The 17402-nt window shown below is 47.4% G+C and carries 14 protein-coding genes; 2 read left to right on the plus strand and 12 right to left on the minus strand.

All coding sequences use genetic code 11. The features are described 5' to 3' along the window. Positions 1–80: 80 nt before the first annotated feature. The 5 genes from NFR98_RS03085 to NFR98_RS03105 form a co-directional block, all read right to left on the minus strand. Positions 81–848 (minus strand): T7SS effector LXG polymorphic toxin, encoded by a 768-nt coding sequence (locus NFR98_RS03085; RefSeq protein WP_014096086.1) that lies wholly within the window; start codon positions 846–848, stop codon positions 81–83. 27 nt (positions 849–875) lie between these two features. Then, complete coding sequence (locus NFR98_RS03090; protein ID WP_014096087.1) at positions 876–1163, minus strand: hypothetical protein; 288 nt, start codon at positions 1161–1163, stop codon at positions 876–878. A 3-nt stretch (positions 1164–1166) separates the two neighbouring features. Beyond that, positions 1167–1571: a DUF5082 domain-containing protein gene (locus NFR98_RS03095; RefSeq protein ID WP_017551937.1), complete on the minus strand. Its 405-nt coding sequence runs from the start codon at positions 1569–1571 to the stop codon at positions 1167–1169. A gap of 334 nt (positions 1572–1905) precedes the next feature. Next, positions 1906–2991: a M42 family metallopeptidase gene (locus NFR98_RS03100; RefSeq protein WP_026104662.1), complete on the minus strand. Its 1086-nt coding sequence runs from the start codon at positions 2989–2991 to the stop codon at positions 1906–1908. 276 nt (positions 2992–3267) lie between these two features. Further along, entirely contained in the window at positions 3268–4842 is a 1575-nt protein-coding gene (locus tag NFR98_RS03105) for a bifunctional metallophosphatase/5'-nucleotidase (protein ID WP_482883380.1), read from the minus strand. 209 nt (positions 4843–5051) lie between these two features. Between NFR98_RS03105 and NFR98_RS03110 the strand changes: the two genes are divergently transcribed. Continuing rightward, positions 5052–5999, plus strand: coding sequence for a phosphate/phosphite/phosphonate ABC transporter substrate-binding protein (locus NFR98_RS03110; protein ID WP_017551933.1), 948 nt, complete (start codon positions 5052–5054; stop codon positions 5997–5999). A gap of 115 nt (positions 6000–6114) precedes the next feature. Here NFR98_RS03110 and phnE (NFR98_RS03115) read toward each other — a convergent pair whose 3' ends face one another. The 3 genes from phnE (NFR98_RS03115) to phnC are packed head-to-tail and all read right to left on the minus strand — an operon-like array spanning position 6115 to position 8464. Further along, a complete protein-coding gene (gene phnE, locus NFR98_RS03115; RefSeq protein ID WP_013858424.1) occupies positions 6115–6918 on the minus strand; it encodes a phosphonate ABC transporter, permease protein PhnE in 804 nt (267 codons plus the stop codon). Further along, complete coding sequence (gene phnE, locus NFR98_RS03120) at positions 6915–7694, minus strand: phosphonate ABC transporter, permease protein PhnE (RefSeq protein WP_013858423.1); 780 nt, start codon at positions 7692–7694, stop codon at positions 6915–6917. Before phnE (NFR98_RS03120) ends, phnE (NFR98_RS03115) begins: the two co-directional genes overlap by 4 nt. Continuing rightward, the gene (gene phnC / locus NFR98_RS03125; protein WP_013858422.1) at positions 7694–8464 is read right to left on the minus strand and encodes a phosphonate ABC transporter ATP-binding protein; all 771 of its coding nucleotides are present in this window, start codon (positions 8462–8464) and stop codon (positions 7694–7696) included. The genes phnE (NFR98_RS03120) and phnC overlap by 1 nt, the downstream gene beginning before the upstream one ends. 399 nt (positions 8465–8863) lie before the next feature. Between phnC and NFR98_RS03130 the strand changes: the two genes are divergently transcribed. After that, on the plus strand, positions 8864–9859 hold the full coding sequence (locus NFR98_RS03130; protein WP_017551931.1) for an MBL fold metallo-hydrolase: 996 nt from the start codon (positions 8864–8866) through the stop codon (positions 9857–9859). Between the two features lie 89 nt (positions 9860–9948). On the opposite strand, the gene NFR98_RS03135 is transcribed toward NFR98_RS03130, so the two are convergent. The 4 genes from NFR98_RS03135 to NFR98_RS03150 all read right to left on the minus strand — a co-directional run bounded on the left by NFR98_RS03135 (position 9949) and on the right by NFR98_RS03150 (position 17392). Beyond that, positions 9949–11442 carry a long-chain-fatty-acid--CoA ligase gene (locus tag NFR98_RS03135; protein ID WP_017551930.1) on the minus strand — a complete coding sequence of 498 codons (1494 nt, stop codon included), beginning with the start codon at positions 11440–11442 and terminating at the stop codon, positions 9949–9951. 66 nt (positions 11443–11508) lie between these two features. After that, entirely contained in the window at positions 11509–12678 is a 1170-nt protein-coding gene (locus tag NFR98_RS03140; protein ID WP_017551929.1) for an acyl-CoA dehydrogenase family protein, read from the minus strand. Positions 12679–12918: 240 nt separating this feature from the next. Then, positions 12919–14880 (minus strand): DUF2339 domain-containing protein, encoded by a 1962-nt coding sequence (locus NFR98_RS03145; RefSeq protein ID WP_251459671.1) that lies wholly within the window; start codon positions 14878–14880, stop codon positions 12919–12921. Between the two features lie 145 nt (positions 14881–15025). Next, positions 15026–17392: a glycoside hydrolase family 31 protein gene (locus NFR98_RS03150; protein WP_026104659.1), complete on the minus strand. Its 2367-nt coding sequence runs from the start codon at positions 17390–17392 to the stop codon at positions 15026–15028. Positions 17393–17402 lie beyond the last annotated feature (10 nt).

The following is a 17402-nucleotide window of genomic DNA, read 5'->3' on the forward strand; positions in this document are numbered from 1 at the left end:
TTAAATGTTCGATACTCTTCCTTTGTAAAATTATGGAAAAGCTCACTTTTAAATGCTTTGCGCCTCCCCTTATCCAGTTTCTAATAAATATAGAACTGGATAGCAGCAATCAACAGGGTGTTAGACTTATTAATGTATTTATAAGTACGTTGCATTGCTTTAAAGCCATTGCTCATTAAAATAAATATTGCTAATTTATCGACAAACACTTGTTGTTCATGTAGTGACGAATCATTATCATTCAAACAGTCAGCTTGTCCGCCCCCAACCAAACTCCTTTCTCCTGCTTCCATCACTTTCTTCATCACCCTGTCCACGTCGCGGCGGCTTTCTTCGACGATTTGCAGGGCTTTGCGGTCAAAGGCGTGGAGTTTTTCATTCACTTCATTCGCAAATTTTTGTGATGCTTCAGCGCTTTCTATGAAATGGCCCAAGTCCGGTGCCGGAATGGATACAATATCGGAAATGCTGTGCAAAACTTGTAATCCTTCATGGTAGATGTCCATCATTTGGTTTTTCAATATGCGCGTTTTTTGATTAAGGTCATGCATATAATCAGCGTGCAGTACCGCGCCTGGCGAATCATCCACTGTACCCTCAAATTCGGAAATGATTTGGTTGTACCGGTGCTGAACTTGCCGGGCAGCTGTCACCAGTGCTTCAATCATTTCACCGTGGGTAGTGTGAAAATAATGTTTTGCTGAATCTGCCGCTTTCCCTTTAAAAGATTGCAGCCTACTGATCGCGTTTGTTTTTTGCCTTACAACTTCCAGCCTTGCCGCCATTTCTTTTGTGCTCCGGTCGATTTCTTTTTGCAGATGCAGCAGTTCTTCAAATTCAACTTTCATGGTGCAACATTCAACCCTTTCCCCTCTTTAATTCTCAAGCCTGTGAAAAGACTGGCCGATGTGATCATCCTGCTGTACCATCTCATTCCCTAATTGTTCCAGTTTCCGCAAGTCCGCATCGAGAAGTGCGCTGTACAGTTTCAACGTGTTCTGCAGTTTCCCCACTATTTCAAGCTGTTCTCTCATGCTTTTTAAATCCGGCGGCTGCTGCAGTGTTATTTTTACCGGCTTAATGCCCTCAAGCGTAGACCTGGTACTGTCCGCTTGGCTGAGCACTGCACGGAAGACGGTTTGATTGATCGCAATTTCTCCCATCACTTAATCCCCTTCCACAATTTCCTGGCTCAAGTTAGAAATATACGACTGCAAATATGATAAATTGCTTTGTGCCTCATTCAGCTGGTTCGCAAGGCGCCGGATTTCTTCTTCCAGCCTGTCCTCCGTATTTCGGAGATGATGCACATATTGGCGTACAGACGACTCTATTTTATGCAAGTGATTCAAATACTTATTTTTCGTTGTGCCTTTCCAAGAGGGTGGATGAAAATCAATATGCGCCACCTTCCTTTCGTGCTGCCATGCGCCTTCAATGACTCCCTCCATTCGCCCCTTTGCCCGATACAGCCGCTCGATTTTTTCTTCAAGCAGTGCAGCATCCTGCCTCGCTGCTGCTGCCTGAGCCTGCATGTTTTCCCTTTTGCGGATCAGATCGCTTTTATCCATCCTTCGCTCACTGCCTCCCCTTGTTCGAGTGTACAAACGGTTTATTTTACCACTATTTTCTATCAACCAGCTTCTCGTTTTAATATTTTTTCAAAAATTAGGTCTTTTGAGCTAACTTGGTTACTTATTTCCCTTTCTCCACTAACTAAAACCAGGATATTCAGATGGTGGCGGCAATCATCATCCCCATGAGATACCAATAAGAGGAAAGGCGGACAAAAGAAGAGAATACTTGGTGGCAAATTTTTGCATAAAGAGCTTTTTGGTGGACTATCGGAAAACTTTATTCATAAAAAAATCCGGACATCAAAAAGTGCCCGGAATTTTTATGATTTTAGTCAAAAATAATATGGTTTACTGTTTTGCGGTCGAGACGTTTGATCACTTCTGTTATTAGTTTAACAGTATTTTCGTAATCATCACGGTGCAAGATGCCGGCGTGCGAGTGGATATAGCGTGTTGCAATCGTGATGGCAAGAGATGGAATGCCGCTGCCCGTTAAGTGAATGGAGCCGGCGTCTGTTCCGCCGCCCGGAATCGATTCAAACTGGTACGGGATATTTAACTCTTCAGCAACTTTCACAACCGTATCGCGCAAGCCTTTATGCGCCACCATTGAAGCGTCGTAAATCACGATTTGCGGACCTTTGCCCATTTTGCTGAGTGCTTCTTTCTCGGAGATTCCTGGGGTGTCCCCGGCAATCCCGACATCAAGTGCAAAGGCAATATCCGGTTTCACTTTGCTGGCTGCCGTCTTCGCGCCGCGCAAGCCCACTTCTTCCTGGACATTTGTTACACCGTAAACGATGTTCGGATGGTTTTCTTTATGCAGATTTTTTAGCACATCAATGACAACTGCACAGCCGATCCGGTTATCCCAGGCTTTGGCAAGCAGCATTTTTTCATTTTTCATAACCGTAAATTCAAAGTAAGGCACCACCATGTCGCCCGGTTTTACGCCCCATTCAAGCGCTTCTTCCCGGCTTGTGGCACCAATATCAATGAACATATCCTTGATTTCGTACGATTTTTTGCGTGCATCCGGTGATAAAATATGTGGTGGCTTCGATCCGATCACACCTGTCACATCACCTTTATCTGTTACAACCGTAACGCGTTGGGCAAGCATCACCTGTGACCACCAGCCGCCGATCGTTTGGAAGCGCAGAAAGCCCGACTCATCAATTTGTGTCACCATGAAACCAACTTCATCCATATGGCCGGCGATCATAATTTTCGGGCCGTCCGCCTGCCCCGTTTTCTTTGCAATTAAGCTGCCGAGGCCGTCTGTGTCAAGTTCATCGGCATACGGCTCTATGTATTTTTTGACAACGGCACGCACTTCTGCTTCATTGCCGGCAATCCCTTTTGCATCGGTTAAATCTTTCAACATGGACAATGTCTCATCTAACTTTGCCACTGGCATTTCCTCCTCGTCCCGATATGTACAAAGCCTATTATAATCAAAATCGCAAAAAGTGTAAAAAGTTTCAGCCTTCTATTTTATATCACGTCGGACTATGCCGGGTATTTCCTGATACTCTTTTTGTGGGCTTTTGGCTACCACGTTTCTGAGTAAAGTCACGACACAGTCCATTAGTGGAATTGAAAGTGACAGCCGTATGGGTATTTATGGTCATCAAGCAGCCGCATCGCATTGGACTTTACCATTTTGGCCATGTGACATATACTTTCTTTAAAAAATCACTTTCCAATTGTGATCCACCGTTGCCCGAATCACTTTCCGTTCTAAAATGTAGTTGGCGATCAGTTCGGCCGCGTCAATTTGCACATCTTTTACAACAGGCTTACCCTTGAACATCAGATAATCACCGCCACCGCCGGCCCGGTAGTTATTCATCACGACATCATATTCGGCGGCCGGATCAACGGGCTTTCCTTTGTATTCGAGTTTGACAATCCGTTTGCCGACTGGTTTTGACAGATCGATCACATAGTCGATGCCCTCCCACATATCATAATTATAATGCTGTGGTTTTGGGTTCGAAAAAGCGGGGTTGACTTCGATTGTCCCACCGTTACTAGTCTTAAAATAGCTAGCCGAACGCTCAAGTGCCGCTTTTATATCTGCTCCGGTAATTCGGATAACCTTAAAGGTATTCGGATAAATGTAGTTGGAAACAACATCCCGCATCGTCACGTTTTCAGGAAAGCCTGGCGACTGGTTATCAAATAGTGCTGTGCATGATATGTCTGCCCCGGTCGCTTCCATTTGCACGCGATTCATAAATTCAATCAGGGGATGATCTTTCAAGCGGACTTCCATCGGGTTATGCACGAGCATATCCCCTTCAATTTTACCGATTGGCTGGTCAAGCCAGGCCTGTGTCGCCTCTTCATATGGTTTGGCAAGAGAAATAATCGCAGGGTCGGCTTTTACTGTTTCAACAAACAAAAGTTCTGATGTCTTCTGAACACAGCGCCAGTGTCCCTGTTGTTTTTCCAATTGCAATACAACTTTTCCTACCGCCCTGCCGTTATTGCCTGGCTGTACCACCGTCACCCCGTTGATTGCTTTTCCAGCGATCATCCGGTGCTGATGACCGGTCAAAAGCACATCGATTCCGGATACTTTCTGGCACAGCTGGTAACCCTGATTTTCACCTGTCAAGTCTTCTGTCGGTTCGCCGCTGTCCAAGTCCCGTTCAAATCCGCCGTGGTAAGAGAGGATGACGATATCTGCCTGTTCTTTTTCGCGCAAAAATTTCACCCACTGTTTTGCCGTTTCAACAGGGTCGGCAAACAACATCCCGCTGATATGCTGCGGCTGCTCCCAGTTTGGGATATAAGGAGTAGTCAATCCCAGTACGGCCACTTTCAATCCTTCCGCGAATTTTTTTATGATATAGGGGCGCCCAAAATAAGGCATTTTCGTCTGCTCGTTTAAAATATTGGCGGACAGCCACGGGAAATGGGATTCCTTCACCGCCCCCAGGAGCAGCGCTTGCCCATAATTAAACTCATGATTTCCCGGCACGGCTGCATCGTACTGCAATGCATTGGCAGCAAGCACCATCGGGTTAGGCCCTTCTGAATCAATCCTTGCATAATAGTAGGTTAGCGGCGTCCCTTGAATAAGGTCTCCATTATCAAGAAGCAGCACGTGCTTTTGCCGTGCGCGTTCTGTTTTGACCAAAGTGGAGATTTTTGCCAACCCAACAGCCGCTTCCTCATTTGTTCCATAATTGATCGGCAGAATATTTCCATGAATATCGCTTGTTTCAAGTATCACCAGCTCAAATGTTTTCATCCCTATTTCCTTTCTTTTCGACATCTCATTATCCACATTGTAGCTTTTTTCTTTTACATTTTCCATGTCTGTTCAAAAATCCCCATTTTTTCTACGTTGTTAAAACATTTATAAACAATTAAAATTTCGTTTATTTTGTTTTCCATGTAGTATATAATAGAAACTGGAAGTGAAGGTGAATCCATCATGATAAAATTGGGGGTAAATGTATGCTGAAAAAGTTTCTTGCACTGTTTGTCGTTTTAGGACTGACTTCCTCCTTGGCTGCCGGTTGCGGGAGTAGCGGGGAAAAATCAGGGAATAGCAGCCACTCCGGCAGCAGTTCCTATACACCTAAAGAACTGAAAATCGGCTTTGTGCCTTCCCAGAATGCCGAAACATTAGAAGCGAAAGCTAAACCGCTGGGGAAACTATTGTCAAAAGAACTCGGCATTCCGGTCACCGTAACAGTGACAACGGATTACAACAGTATTGTGGAAGCATTGGGTTCGAAGCAGCTGGATATCGGATTCCTGCCGCCAACGGATTATGTGCTTGCCCATAAAAAACACTATGCAGATGTCTTATTACAGGCGCTCCGCTACGGGGTGGATCCGAAAACCGGAAAACCCACTTCGGAAAAAGTGGATTACTATTATTCCGGCATGCTTGTTAAAAATGATTCTAACATTAAAAGCATCAAAGATTTAAAAGGTAAAAAGATTGGCTGGCAGTCACCAACATCTTCTGCGGGGTATGTATGGCCGGCCGTTGAAATGAAAAAAGCCGGTGTCGATGCGCAAAAAGATGTAACCGGCGTCCAACTGCAGGGCCATGACAAAGCCGTGCAGGCGCTGATGTCGGGTGACGTTGATGCTGCTGCCGTCTTTGTCGATGCCCGTAATATTGTTGAAAAAGAGTACCCGAATATTTATAAAACAACGCATTACTTATTCTTGACGGAGAAAATTCCAAATGACACGATTAGTGTACGGCCGGATATGTCTAAAAAGTGGAAAGACAAGGTCACTGACGCTTTTATCAAAATTGGAAATGATCCAAAAGGTCAAAAAATCATCAAAGATATTTACACACATGTCGGCTATAAAAAATCATCCGATGCGAACTTCGATACTGTTCGAGAATACAGCGAAAAAGTCCAGAAAATCGGAAAATAAGCACGAAAACGCATGAAAAGGCTGCCTGCAGGGCGTTAATAAAGCACTGCAGGCAGCCTTTTCTTTTATCTATTATCCTAATTGAACAGTCCATGTTTATCGAAAAAACCGCTTGTTATATCAAACGCTTGCGGATCGATCCGGAAATATAGTCGATTATCGTAACCATTATAATAATACCCCAAAGAATAATTCCAACCCGGTCCCATGAGTGGCCGTTTAAAGCAAAAATCAGCGGTGCACCGATTCCGCCGGCGCCGACAATTCCCAAAATTGCCGCCGACCGTACGCTAATTTCAAACCGGTACAGCGTGTATGACATAAAAGCTGGCATGACTTCCGGCAGAATTGCAAACCACAGCACCTGGATCCGGTTTGCACCCGATGCGATCAGCGCCTCTCTGGCAGAAAAATTCATATTTTCAATCGACTCTCCGAACAGTTTTCCAAGCATCCCGATCGAATGGAAACCAAGTGCCAGTATCCCGGCAAAAGCGCCAAGCCCGACCGATTTAATAAACAAAAGTGCCATAATCAGCTCCGGAAATACGCGAATACTGCTTAAAACCACTTTTCCAAGCGTGGAAACGACATAATACTTGCTCATATTCCGCGCTGCCCAAAACGCAAACGGCACGCATAGAACCGCCGAGATAAATGTCCCTAAAACCGCGATTGCTAATGTTTCAAGGAGAGCATGCAACAAATCTTCCCCGTCCGGATCATAAATATAGCCGAAATCGGGGTGGATGAACCCATGAATGATCGCTTTTAATGCCTGTGCCGCCGTATCTTTTAATTCAAGATGGGGTGCACTGCCGAATGCCCATGCATAGATCAGAACGACAATCAGCACAATCGCCCATGTTTTGATCCTCTTCAGCAGCGGTTTTTTTACCAAATCCGATTGACCCCTCATATTAATTTCTCCCTTATCCGGTTACTTAAGCCATCAATGATCAGAACGACAACAAACGTGTATAAAATGATCGTGAGCACTTGGTTATATTGGAAAAAACCGAGGGCATTATTTAAATACAGCCCGATTCCGCCAGCGCCGACATACCCCAGAACAGCTGCCGCACGAACATTAATTTCAAAACTATAAAGGAAATACGACATATAGCTTGCCGTCACTTGCGGCACTACTCCGAAAAAGATCCACTGGATTTTATTGGCGCCCACCGCTGTCATGGATTCAAGTGGCCCACTGTCAATCGCTTCAATCGATTCATAGAAAAGCTTGGCGATGACCCCGAATGAAAAAACCGCCAACGCAAATATACCTGGTATTTCACCGATCCCGAAAACCGGAACGAACAATGCGGCAAGCAACAGCTCAGGCAGCGTCCGGATCAAGTTCATCATGACGCGGGCAATTTGGTAGATGACCGGTATTTTCACAACATTGCTTGATGCAAGCAGGGCAACAGGAATCGCTGCTATGCCGCCAAAGGTTGTCCCCAAAATCGCCATGCGGATCGTAGCAAGCATCGGCTTGGTGACGGAACTGAAGTAATGCCAGTCAGGGGGGAACATTTCATTCAGTAACGATCCCATGTTTCTGCGGCCTGCCCACAATGCTGCCAAAGAGACTTGTGTAGTATGCGCGCTCCCCCAAATGATAAGTATCAGGAAAAGGATGGTCAGACTTGTCTTTATCCTTGCCACTCTTTTCCGCCTGATTACATCCATTACAACGCCCCCCCTAATAGCTCATCATCCTTCAGATTACGGCCGTAAATATCAGCGAAAACATCATCTGTCGCTTCAGATACTGAGCCGTCAAACACGATGTTCCCGGCACGGATGCCAATAATTCTTGTCGCGTAGGCCTTCGCCAAATCAACGAAGTGAAGATTTACGACCGTTGTAATCCCCAGCTCCTGGTTAATCCGTTTGAGGTCATTCATCACCTGCTTTGTGGTGAGTGGATCGAGCGACGCTACCGGTTCATCTGCTAGAATGATTTTTGCCCCCTGTGCGAGCGCCCGCGCAATCGAAACGCGCTGCTGCTGCCCACCAGATAATTCATCTGCACGCGAATACGCTTTTTCTTTTATATTTACACGTTCCAACGCATCCATGGCAAGATCCATATCTTCTTTCGGGAACAGACCCAAGATTGTTCGGAGGGTTGAATGGTAGGCAACACGGCCGGATAACACATTGCGCAGTACCGTAGAACGTTTCACCAAGTTAAAGTTTTGGAAAATCATCCCGATATCACGGCGGATATAACGAAGTTCCTTTCCCTTGGCAGCGGTAATCGACTTGCCATCAATCAGAATTTCACCTTCCGTGATTTCATGCAGTCGGTTAATTGAGCGCAGTAATGTAGACTTTCCCGCGCCGGAAAGACCGACAATTACGACAAACTCACCCTTATGTATCGTCAGGTTCACATTGTTTAACCCTCGTGTCCCATTCGGATAAACTTTAGAAACGCTCTTAAACTCGATCATTTCTACTCCCCTTTAATATTGAAAGTTGTCAAAATTTAATGTGCTGTTTTTACTGTACCATTGAATGCCCGCAAACTCAAGGATGATTTTGTTCACGTATATCTCACGTTTTTCTCGGCACTATACCGGGTATTTCCCGACGCTCTTCTTGTACGTTTTTGGCTAATCATCAGATGGTTCGTGATATGCCTGCAGAAAAAATCACGGAGTACCTCTTCATTGCAGCACGGGGCGTCACGTATGACTGGTGCTTGAATGATGGGGGTTATGATTTGGAAAAGGCAATGAGAGCGTATATGGGAAGATTGTTAAAAGTATTTTTGCAATAGACAAAATGGTTCAAATTCATTATAATAAAGAAAAATGAATGACCATTCATTTTAAAGGGGGGCCTTACCCATGGCATATACGAAATTCGGGCCGCTTACCGTCATTGCGGGGGAAAACGGCAGCCGCGTCCCGTTCAGTACCTCGCTTCTCGTCGAGGGCGGGCAGGGGGCGGCGCTGGTTGACTGCGGCAGCGGCTTTCAAATTTTAAATGACATAAAAAAGGAATACGCCATTCGGTCTGTTTATTTGACCCATTACCATCTGGACCATATTTGGGGCGCGTACCTGTTTAAAGACGCCGAAATTCAAATCAATCCATATGATGTAAAAAAACTGAATGATGTTGAAGAGCTGGCAAAAGCGAGCGGTATGCTGAGCCCGGCCGACCCGGAGAGCCGCAAAAAGTGGATGAAGCAGCTGTTTGAAAAGCCGCCTGAAAACTGGAACCGCCCGCACTGGCAGCCAGTGCTGAACCTTACGGAAAAATGGTATCCGTACGGGGAAGAGCTCAATGTTTATGGGACGAAAATGTTGATGATCCATGCGCCCGGCCATACGGAAGGATACTGCTGCCCGTATTTTCCGGAACACGGTGTCCTGTTTGCCGGCGATTTTGACCTGGCTTCTTTCGGACCGTGGTACAACAACGCCGACTCTGACATTGACGCCTTTATCGCATCCGCGAAAACCACGTTGGAAACAGATGCGCAAATTTTCATCACTTCACACCATAAAGGGGTGGTGGACAGAAAAACATATGAAGAATTGCTGAAGCGGTATATCAACAAAATTTATGAGCGCGAAGAAAAAACGCGGTCTGCTGTAAAGCGGGGTGTGGCGCCGGACGAAATGATCCACGAAGAAATTTTTTATTTCCGGAAAAATCTAGAACAGAACCCGCAACTTGTGATTTCCGAAATTGTCGGCATCGCCAAGCACCTCGACAGGCTTGTGCGTAATGGGGAACCATTTGAAGCTTATTTTGAGGCATTTTTGCAGCACTTTCAGTTAACAAGGGAAAATATTTTCTATCACACATCTTCTGTCCCGACACAACTCCAATAACAAGTAGCGGCGCCCGCTTCGCCGCTATTTTTCCTGTAAAAGCCTTTTTCTGTGCCGGACACAGCGCTTGCACAAAAAAACAACCGCCATTACGGTTGCAAATCGGCAGCTTGTTTCCTCAGCTGCGTTTTTAAAATTTTCCCGACCCCGTTGCGCGGCAGGTAATCTAGAAAGACAAATTTTTTCGGCACTTTGTTTTTCGCGAGATGCTTGCGGCAATATGCGGCCAAATCCTGCGCTGATGTTTCGTCTCCCGGCTTCTTCACGATAAAAGCGAGCACTTCTTCCCCCATCCGCTCATCTGGCACACCGATCACCGCTGTCTCCAGCACAGCGGGGTGGCGGGCAAGCAGTTCTTCGATATCACGCGGATAAATATTAAAACCGCCACGAATGATTAAATCTTTTTTACGGTCGACGATATACAAATAGCCGTCTTCATCCACTTTCGCAAGATCCCCTGTATAAAGCCAGCCGTTCTTTAAAACCCGCGCTGTTTCTTCTCTATTTTGGTAATAGCCAGGGGTGATGTTATCGCCGCGGACGACCAGCTCCCCGACCTCGCCAGCCGGCACTTCCAAATCATTCGGGTCCACAATTTTAATCTCAACGCCAGGGATCGGCACACCGACAGACCCTGGTTTATACGGCATGCCCTCCTTATAAGAACTGACAACCGGCGCGGCTTCCGACAGCCCGTAGCCTTCCAGCACCTCCACCCCGAATTTATCCAGAAATCCCCGCCGTAATGCTTCCGGCAGCGGCGCTGAACCGGAGCCAAGTGATTCGAGGCTCGACAGGTCGTACGCTTCTGCCTTCGGGTGATGGTACATCGCATACACTATTGCCGGGACAACTGAGAAAGACCGGACCCGGTATTTTTCAATTGCTGCAAAAATCTGTTCCGGCTCAAATTTTGCAAAAACAACGACAGAATACCCTTTGATATAGCATACATTTGAAACAGTCAGTCCGTACACATGGGCAAGCGGCAGGACACCAATTGTCACTTCGCGCCCCTCTTTCGTGTTTGCTGCGGCATTCACCGCATTCGAATACAAATTCCTGTGCGTTAAGATGACCCCTTTTGGACTGCCGGTTGTGCCCGATGTATATAAAATGACAGCGGGATGGTCTTCCCGGATTCCCGTTACCGGCGTGAAGGCATTTTCCAACGGGTCGGATGTTATACCGTCCGCCGAAAAAACAACCGGTTTTTCCGGCAATCCGGAAATGGCCTGCCTGAGTTTTGGCATTGTAGCGGCGTCTGTGATAACAGCCCTGGCACCGGAATTCCGAAGAATATAGGCGATTTCTTCAGCATGCAGCAAAAACATGACCGGTACGATGATGGCGCCGGTCCTTGCGATGCCCTGATAGGAAAACAGCACTTCCGGGCAGTTGGGCATGCAAACGAGCACCCGGTCTCCTTTCCGGATACCGTTTTTTTGCAGGTTCCCGGCAATCCGGTTGGCGTATTTTTGCGCATCCAGATTGCTGTAAGCCTTCCCGCTGTAATAAAACAGCGGGTATTCGCCAAACTGTGCAATGTTTTGTTCCAGCAAATCCTGTAATAACGGCATTTTTTCACCCCATTTATGTTAAAGTGACGGGAGACGCGCTTTTTCTATCCGCCCGGGCATGAGCCGTTAATCCATTAATTCCCCCACTTTCACATGCCCACGTAGCAGGTTCCGGGAGATGATGTAGCGCTGGATTTCGTCCGTGCCTTCGAAAATCCGCCACAGCCGCATTTCCCGGTACCACCGTTCAATCGGCAGTTCTTTCGTATATCCCATGCCGCCGTGAATTTGCAGCACCCGGTCCACAACCCGGTTGGCCATATTGCTGCCGTACAGTTTTGCAATCGAGGCATAGTGACGGTTGTCCTTTCCCGTTTCAGAAAGCCATGCCGCATGGAGAACGAGCCACCGTGTTGCTTCAATTTCAACATTAGAATCGGCAATCATCCATTGGATCGCCTGCCGTTCTGCAATGGGCTTGCCAAAAGTAACGCGTGTTTTTGCGTAGTCCATTGCCATTTGCAATAACCGTTCCGAGGCACCGACCGCTCTGGCCGGAATGAGCCAGCGCCCTTGGCCGATCCACTTCATCCCAAGGCTGAACCCCTTGCCCAGTTCGCCGAGAATATTTACTTCAGGCACCCGGACATCCTCGAACACGAGCGAAGCAGGCCCCCACTCCCCCATCGTCTGGATGTATTCCGACCGCCACCCCATATCACGATCAACAAGGAAGCAGGTTACCCCGCCGTTTGCCCCTTTTTCCTTGTCCGTGACGGCAAATACCATCGCAAAATCGGCTTCATTGCCGTTTGTAATGAACACTTTTTCGCCGTTTAATACCCAATGGTCCCCGTCTTTTACGGCCGTCATTTTAATATTCGCGGCATCAGACCCCGCCCCCGGTTCCGTTAAGGCAAAGCATGACCGCCGCTCTCCATTGATGACCGGGATTAAATATTTTTGCTTTTGTTCCTCATTACAGTCATACAAAATATTATCCGCCGAACCGCCGAAGCTGAACGGGACAAAGGTGCGCCCGAGTTCCATTTGGAGGAGCGCCGTCATCACGGGGCCGAGGTTCGCGCCGCCATATTCTTCCGGCGTATTAATCCCCCAGAAACCGGCTGCCTTCGCTTTCTTTTGCAAATTTTTTATGACGCTATCCGCCAGGCCCGGCCGCCCCTCGCGTTCATTTTTTAAAACCTCCTGCTCGAGAGGCATCAATTCTTTTTTTACAAACTCCCGCACCGTTCGCTGAATCATTTTTTGCTCATCTGACAGCGTGAAATCCATTGTTCGTCCCCCTTTTGAATAATGATTACGCTTTCATTTCTTCGTTTTCAATACAATATATGCATCGTCCAGGCGGATATACTTGGAAAATAGGACAGGGCTGTACCGGAAATGCCCGGCACAGCCCTGTTTTTGCGCAGGTTTCGTATGAAACTGCCCGCCTCTTCAGCCATATTTTTTTAAAAAAACTGCACCTATCACCTGCCTTCTTTCAGGTGATAGGTGCAAGGCAATAACACACTATTTTTTCACATAGAACAGCCTTGACACAATCAACCCGACCGTCCCGAGCGCAATAAACAAAATCGTCCGGATGAAAAGGTTGACGGTATGCATATCGACAAAAATCAGTTTACAAAGCGTGATCAAAAGCAGGATCATCCCCGCGAGCCGGATCTTCTTATTGTCTTTCCAAACCCCGAGCGCCACTCCAGCTGCAGCATATACCATCCAGACAAAAGACTGGAGCATCATCCGCAGGCTGACGGACCAGCTTTCTGCAACCGCACCTGCCAGCTGGGTAAGAAAAACAAGATGAAAAAAGGCATTTACGGCGATCATAAAGTTTTTCAGCCCTTCCTGTTTCAACGAAGCTGCAGCCAGCATCCGGTAGAAAAACAGCATCGTCCCGATCACAACAAGCCACACGAAAGTCTCCGCACTGAACACATCCCGGATCCATACGGTGGAAAATAATTGAAAAGTTGTAAAAATATAAAGCAATAACCCGATAACCTGCTGAATGACTGCTTTAAAATGAAAGCCAAGATAAATGGCGACCGTGGCTACAATAAAATACACGGCAAGATTTAACACATGATCAGGCAAAATTTGGTACAGGAAATAAACAACGCTTACTGTACAAATGGAAATGGAGACAGAGATCTGCTCCCGGTTTTGTTTTTCCCGGCCGTAGTAGGCAAACCAGCCGTAAGCGACTGCAGCGGCCAATAAGTATAGATTAAACAGCGCATGTTGAAGCGATGCTTGCAGCAATATGCCCGGCACTTCCTCCAGCGTACTATAAGCCCATCCGGTTGTCAGCACAAAGCTTGAGAATAAGACCGGCACCGTTGCCTCTCCCATTCCCTTCTTGTAAAAAGCGACCCAGCAAAGCAGCGCATGCTGAATGATCGCCCCAAGCACAACAGAATACGAGATCCCTGCACCAACTTGATCGATCAAAAGATTGATATAAAGGATAAAAACGGCGGCATGCCACAGCCCACTTGCCATATAAAACAGCGCTTTGTAAGATTTCCGGACGGCAAACAAGAGCAAAAGCGCATAAAATGCCGTTTCATACCAAATAACAAAATGGGCGGCATGTTCCTTTCCTTCAACCAAAAACGGCACAAGATACCCGGCACATGCAGTTAAAATCGCAATCGCTTCCGAACGGTGCCGGTCAGAAAGAAACAGCCCAAGCCCGATCCAGATCAGGTTCAGGATAAATGCAATGAAAGGCGGCACGAAACCGTACAAAACATGCATCGCAAACGTCGTCAAAATAGCAACGGAAACGGCGCCGGACAGCAGCACGGTTCCAAGTGCCACCATTTGTTTCTTAATCTGTCTCTCCCCAAAAAAGTACAGCACAGCGGCCACGCCAAAACCGAGCAAAACCCTGATTAGTTCCGTCCCCGCAATGGCCACAATGGTAAAGGCAAAAATGATGCCCAGAAGCAGCACGAAAATAAAGATTCTCGGCAGCCACACCCTCCCGAGTCGGTATTCCCAATCAACCGGTTCCGACTTCGCCTGAACCGGTGTTTTCTGCACCGGTGTCTCAGCATCCTCTATGCGTGGTGCGGTTTTCTCAACCCGTTTATCCGGCGTGCTGGTTGTGGTTGGTATGGTGCTTTGAGCGGCTTCCCTTTTGGCCGGCTGGTTTCCCTGTTTCGCTGCAAGGTCAGTTTTTAATGTTGCCACTTCCTGTTCCAAAACGGCCACTCTTAGTTCAAGCTGTTCAATCCGGTCCATTTGGTCCCCCCTCAATTTCTCTTCTTCTTTAAAGATATTCGAAGCAGGCAGTCTGGTTTCCTTCTCATTTTGTCTTTTTTCGACAGGTTGAGGCGGATTTTGCCGGTTGACCCGCAACCAGCAAGCGTACCGTTTTCCAAATCCGGATAACCCAACTGCAAGTTCCCTTCCCAATGGCAATAATTCCCCTGGCTTAAGTTCCGGATTTTCTGAACTCATCTTTTCTATCCTTATACTTTACATTCAAAATTCATTTGCCAAATCTAATAGTATGCCTTCCGGGAATTACCCGCCAAATCCAATCAGCACACCTATGAAATACATCAGGCAGCACCAAAAAAACTGTCCCCGGCAGGCAGCCGCTTTATTCCCTGTAGATCAGCTCAAACACCGCATCAAACAAATCCGGGTCGAGATTCATGGTGCGCAGCCGGGCCAGTATTTTCAAAGGCGCCTCTTCTTCCCGGGCCAAAGTATAAATCTCCTCTTTCAAACGATAAGCAATCTGTGCCGCGTTTAGCAGCCCGTAAAAATCCTGCAAGCGGCGTGCGCGAACATCGTGCGTGCCGGCCGAAAATGAAACCGCAGCCCCTTTTTTCGGATCGTATGCTGCAATCCGCACAATCATTGTATCTGTTGCCTCGTCATAGGATGCCGAATACCCGGATATTTCGATGTTTCCGAATCCGCGAAACAGCATCCGGATCTCTCTTGGAACAGGCAAAACACGCAAGTCGCCCTCAACCGGATGCACAATAAATTTCTGCTCCTCCCAGTCGAGTTCAAATCTCGTCAAGGCATACGCCCCATCTTCATATGCCAGCGTTTCCCCGTCATCTTCATACAGTACAAAGGTATTTGTGCTCCCCGGAAAAACCAGTACATCCAGTTGCTTCGGATTTCCGGTTCCATTTTTATGTGGGCAGTGCCCCGCAAGTGGAATGATCGCGCCGGCTTTCGCAAAAACAGGCAAACGGCCAAGCCCTCTGTACACGTTTAACCTCGTGCCGCCTTCATAACGGTGGCCGGTAAAAAAGTCGTACCACGTGCCAAACGGCAGCCATACCTTTACACACGCGAGACCAAGCGCCGGATTTCTTTTTTCCATCACCGGTGCAACGACCAGTTCGCTGCCGAAAAAGTACTGGTGCCGGACATCATACGCTTCTTCATTAAGCGGATACAAATCATACATTGGCATGACAAGCGGCAGTAAGTCATGATGCGTCCGCCAGTTCATCGTGTAAAGATACGGAACCAGCCGGTGCCTTAACCGTAGAAATGCCTTGATTGCATCCGCCGCTTCTTTCCCGTATTTCCACGGCTCTTTCCCCATGAATTCACTCTGCGTACTGTGCAGGCGCAAGATCGGGCTGAAAGTGCCAAACTGCACCCAGCGCACAGCCAGTTCGTCATCACGCGCCCCGCCGAAGTGGCCGCCGATATCATGGCTCCACCATGAGTAGCCAATATTTGAAGCTGTTGCCGTAAAATACGGCTGAAACCGGTAAGAGTCCCAGGATACAACGGTATCGCCGGAAAAACCGATGGGATAACGGTGGCTGCCGGCGCCGGCGTAGCGTGATAAAATGAGCGGGCGCTTTCCGGACTTCAACCTGTCCAAGGTGTGGAAATGATTCAAAAGCCACAAAGGATCAAGCCCTTCAATCGAACTGTTTGTCCCCTGCTGCCAGTCAATCCACCAAAAGTCAACGCCGTCTTTTTCCTGCGGATGGTGCAAGTACGCAAAATACGCATCACGGAAAAAGCGGTTGTTGATATCGAATAAAATCGGGTCTCCCGTCTCCGGGTCGATGCCCATTTTTACAGCCATTTCCGGATACATTTCCTCATAGGCACGCACCCCGTCGGCCGGATGCAGATTGAGCGTTACTTTTAAATGCCGTGCATGCAGCCAGTCCAAGAACGATTTTGGATCCGGAAACAGCTCCTTATTCCACGTATAGCCTGTCCAGCCGCTCCCGTATTTTGCCGGAATATCCACAAGATGCCAGTCCATGTCCAGCACGGCGACAGAAAAAGGAATATCCTCGTTTTCAAACCGCTCCACAAGCGTTTTATATTCCTGCTCTTTATACGGCCAGTACCGGCTCCACCAGTTTCCGAACACAAACCGGGGCAAAAGCGGTGGCGCCCCTGTCAGTTTGTAAAAATCACGCAATGCCTCCAGATAACTGCGGCCGTACGCAAAAAAATAAAGATCCACGCCTTTGTTCTTGCGCGGTTCAATCGTCTCTTCATCAACAAGAATAAAAGATTCCGAATCATCCAGCACCGCGTAACCTTTTTTAGAAAGAATGCCTTCTTCCAAATCGATTTCCCCATCCACCTGGTCCAGCGTTCTGGCTGTGCCTTTCAATGTTTCCACCGGTGTTCCGAAATACCAGCGGTTCTTGTGGTTTGTAAAATTGCTTTTCACATCAATAAAAAGTGCATTCGGCGAAAACGGGCCTTTCTTAAGGTAGTGCAGATGGAAAGCTTCGGTGATGATTTCAAGCGAAACATCGTTTTCCAACTTCCGGAATGCCGGTACCGGAAACGCCCGGTTCAGCACGGTTTGTGTCGCCCTGTCTTCAAACATGCCGTTTTCCGCATATTCCAAGCGAATCAGCTTCGGCGTCAGCACGGTAAACCGGTAATGCTCCCCAGTTATAACAGCCTGCGGATTGGCCTTAGGGCTTAATGGAAAACGCATTTTTTCTTCCTTCATCACGGACCAC

It is taken from the genome of Weizmannia agrestimuris, assembly GCF_943193165.1.
Lineage (GTDB): Bacteria > Bacillota > Bacilli > Bacillales > Bacillaceae_C > Weizmannia > Weizmannia faecalis.

Excerpts from the sequence above, each read along its gene's own strand:
- NFR98_RS03145 (WP_251459671.1), bottom strand. The coding sequence starts at position 14,880 with ATGAGTTCAGAAAATCCGGAACTTAAGCCAGGGGAATTATTGCCATTG.
- NFR98_RS03105 (WP_482883380.1), bottom strand. The coding sequence starts at position 4,842 with ATGAAAACATTTGAGCTGGTGATACTTGAAACAAGCGATATTCATGGA.
- NFR98_RS03090 (WP_014096087.1), bottom strand. The coding sequence starts at position 1,163 with ATGGGAGAAATTGCGATCAATCAAACCGTCTTCCGTGCAGTGCTCAGC.
- NFR98_RS03110 (WP_017551933.1), top strand. The coding sequence starts at position 5,052 with ATGCTGAAAAAGTTTCTTGCACTGTTTGTCGTTTTAGGACTGACTTCC.
- phnC (WP_013858422.1), bottom strand. The coding sequence starts at position 8,464 with ATGATCGAGTTTAAGAGCGTTTCTAAAGTTTATCCGAATGGGACACGA.
- NFR98_RS03085 (WP_014096086.1), bottom strand. The coding sequence starts at position 848 with ATGAAAGTTGAATTTGAAGAACTGCTGCATCTGCAAAAAGAAATCGAC.
- phnE (WP_013858423.1), bottom strand. The coding sequence starts at position 7,694 with ATGGATGTAATCAGGCGGAAAAGAGTGGCAAGGATAAAGACAAGTCTG.
- NFR98_RS03130 (WP_017551931.1), top strand. The coding sequence starts at position 8,864 with ATGGCATATACGAAATTCGGGCCGCTTACCGTCATTGCGGGGGAAAAC.
- NFR98_RS03095 (WP_017551937.1), bottom strand. The coding sequence starts at position 1,571 with ATGGATAAAAGCGATCTGATCCGCAAAAGGGAAAACATGCAGGCTCAG.
- NFR98_RS03140 (WP_017551929.1), bottom strand. The coding sequence starts at position 12,678 with ATGGATTTCACGCTGTCAGATGAGCAAAAAATGATTCAGCGAACGGTG.
- NFR98_RS03135 (WP_017551930.1), bottom strand. The coding sequence starts at position 11,442 with ATGCCGTTATTACAGGATTTGCTGGAACAAAACATTGCACAGTTTGGC.
- phnE (WP_013858424.1), bottom strand. The coding sequence starts at position 6,918 with ATGAGGGGTCAATCGGATTTGGTAAAAAAACCGCTGCTGAAGAGGATC.
- NFR98_RS03150 (WP_026104659.1), bottom strand. The coding sequence starts at position 17,392 with ATGAAGGAAGAAAAAATGCGTTTTCCATTAAGCCCTAAGGCCAATCCG.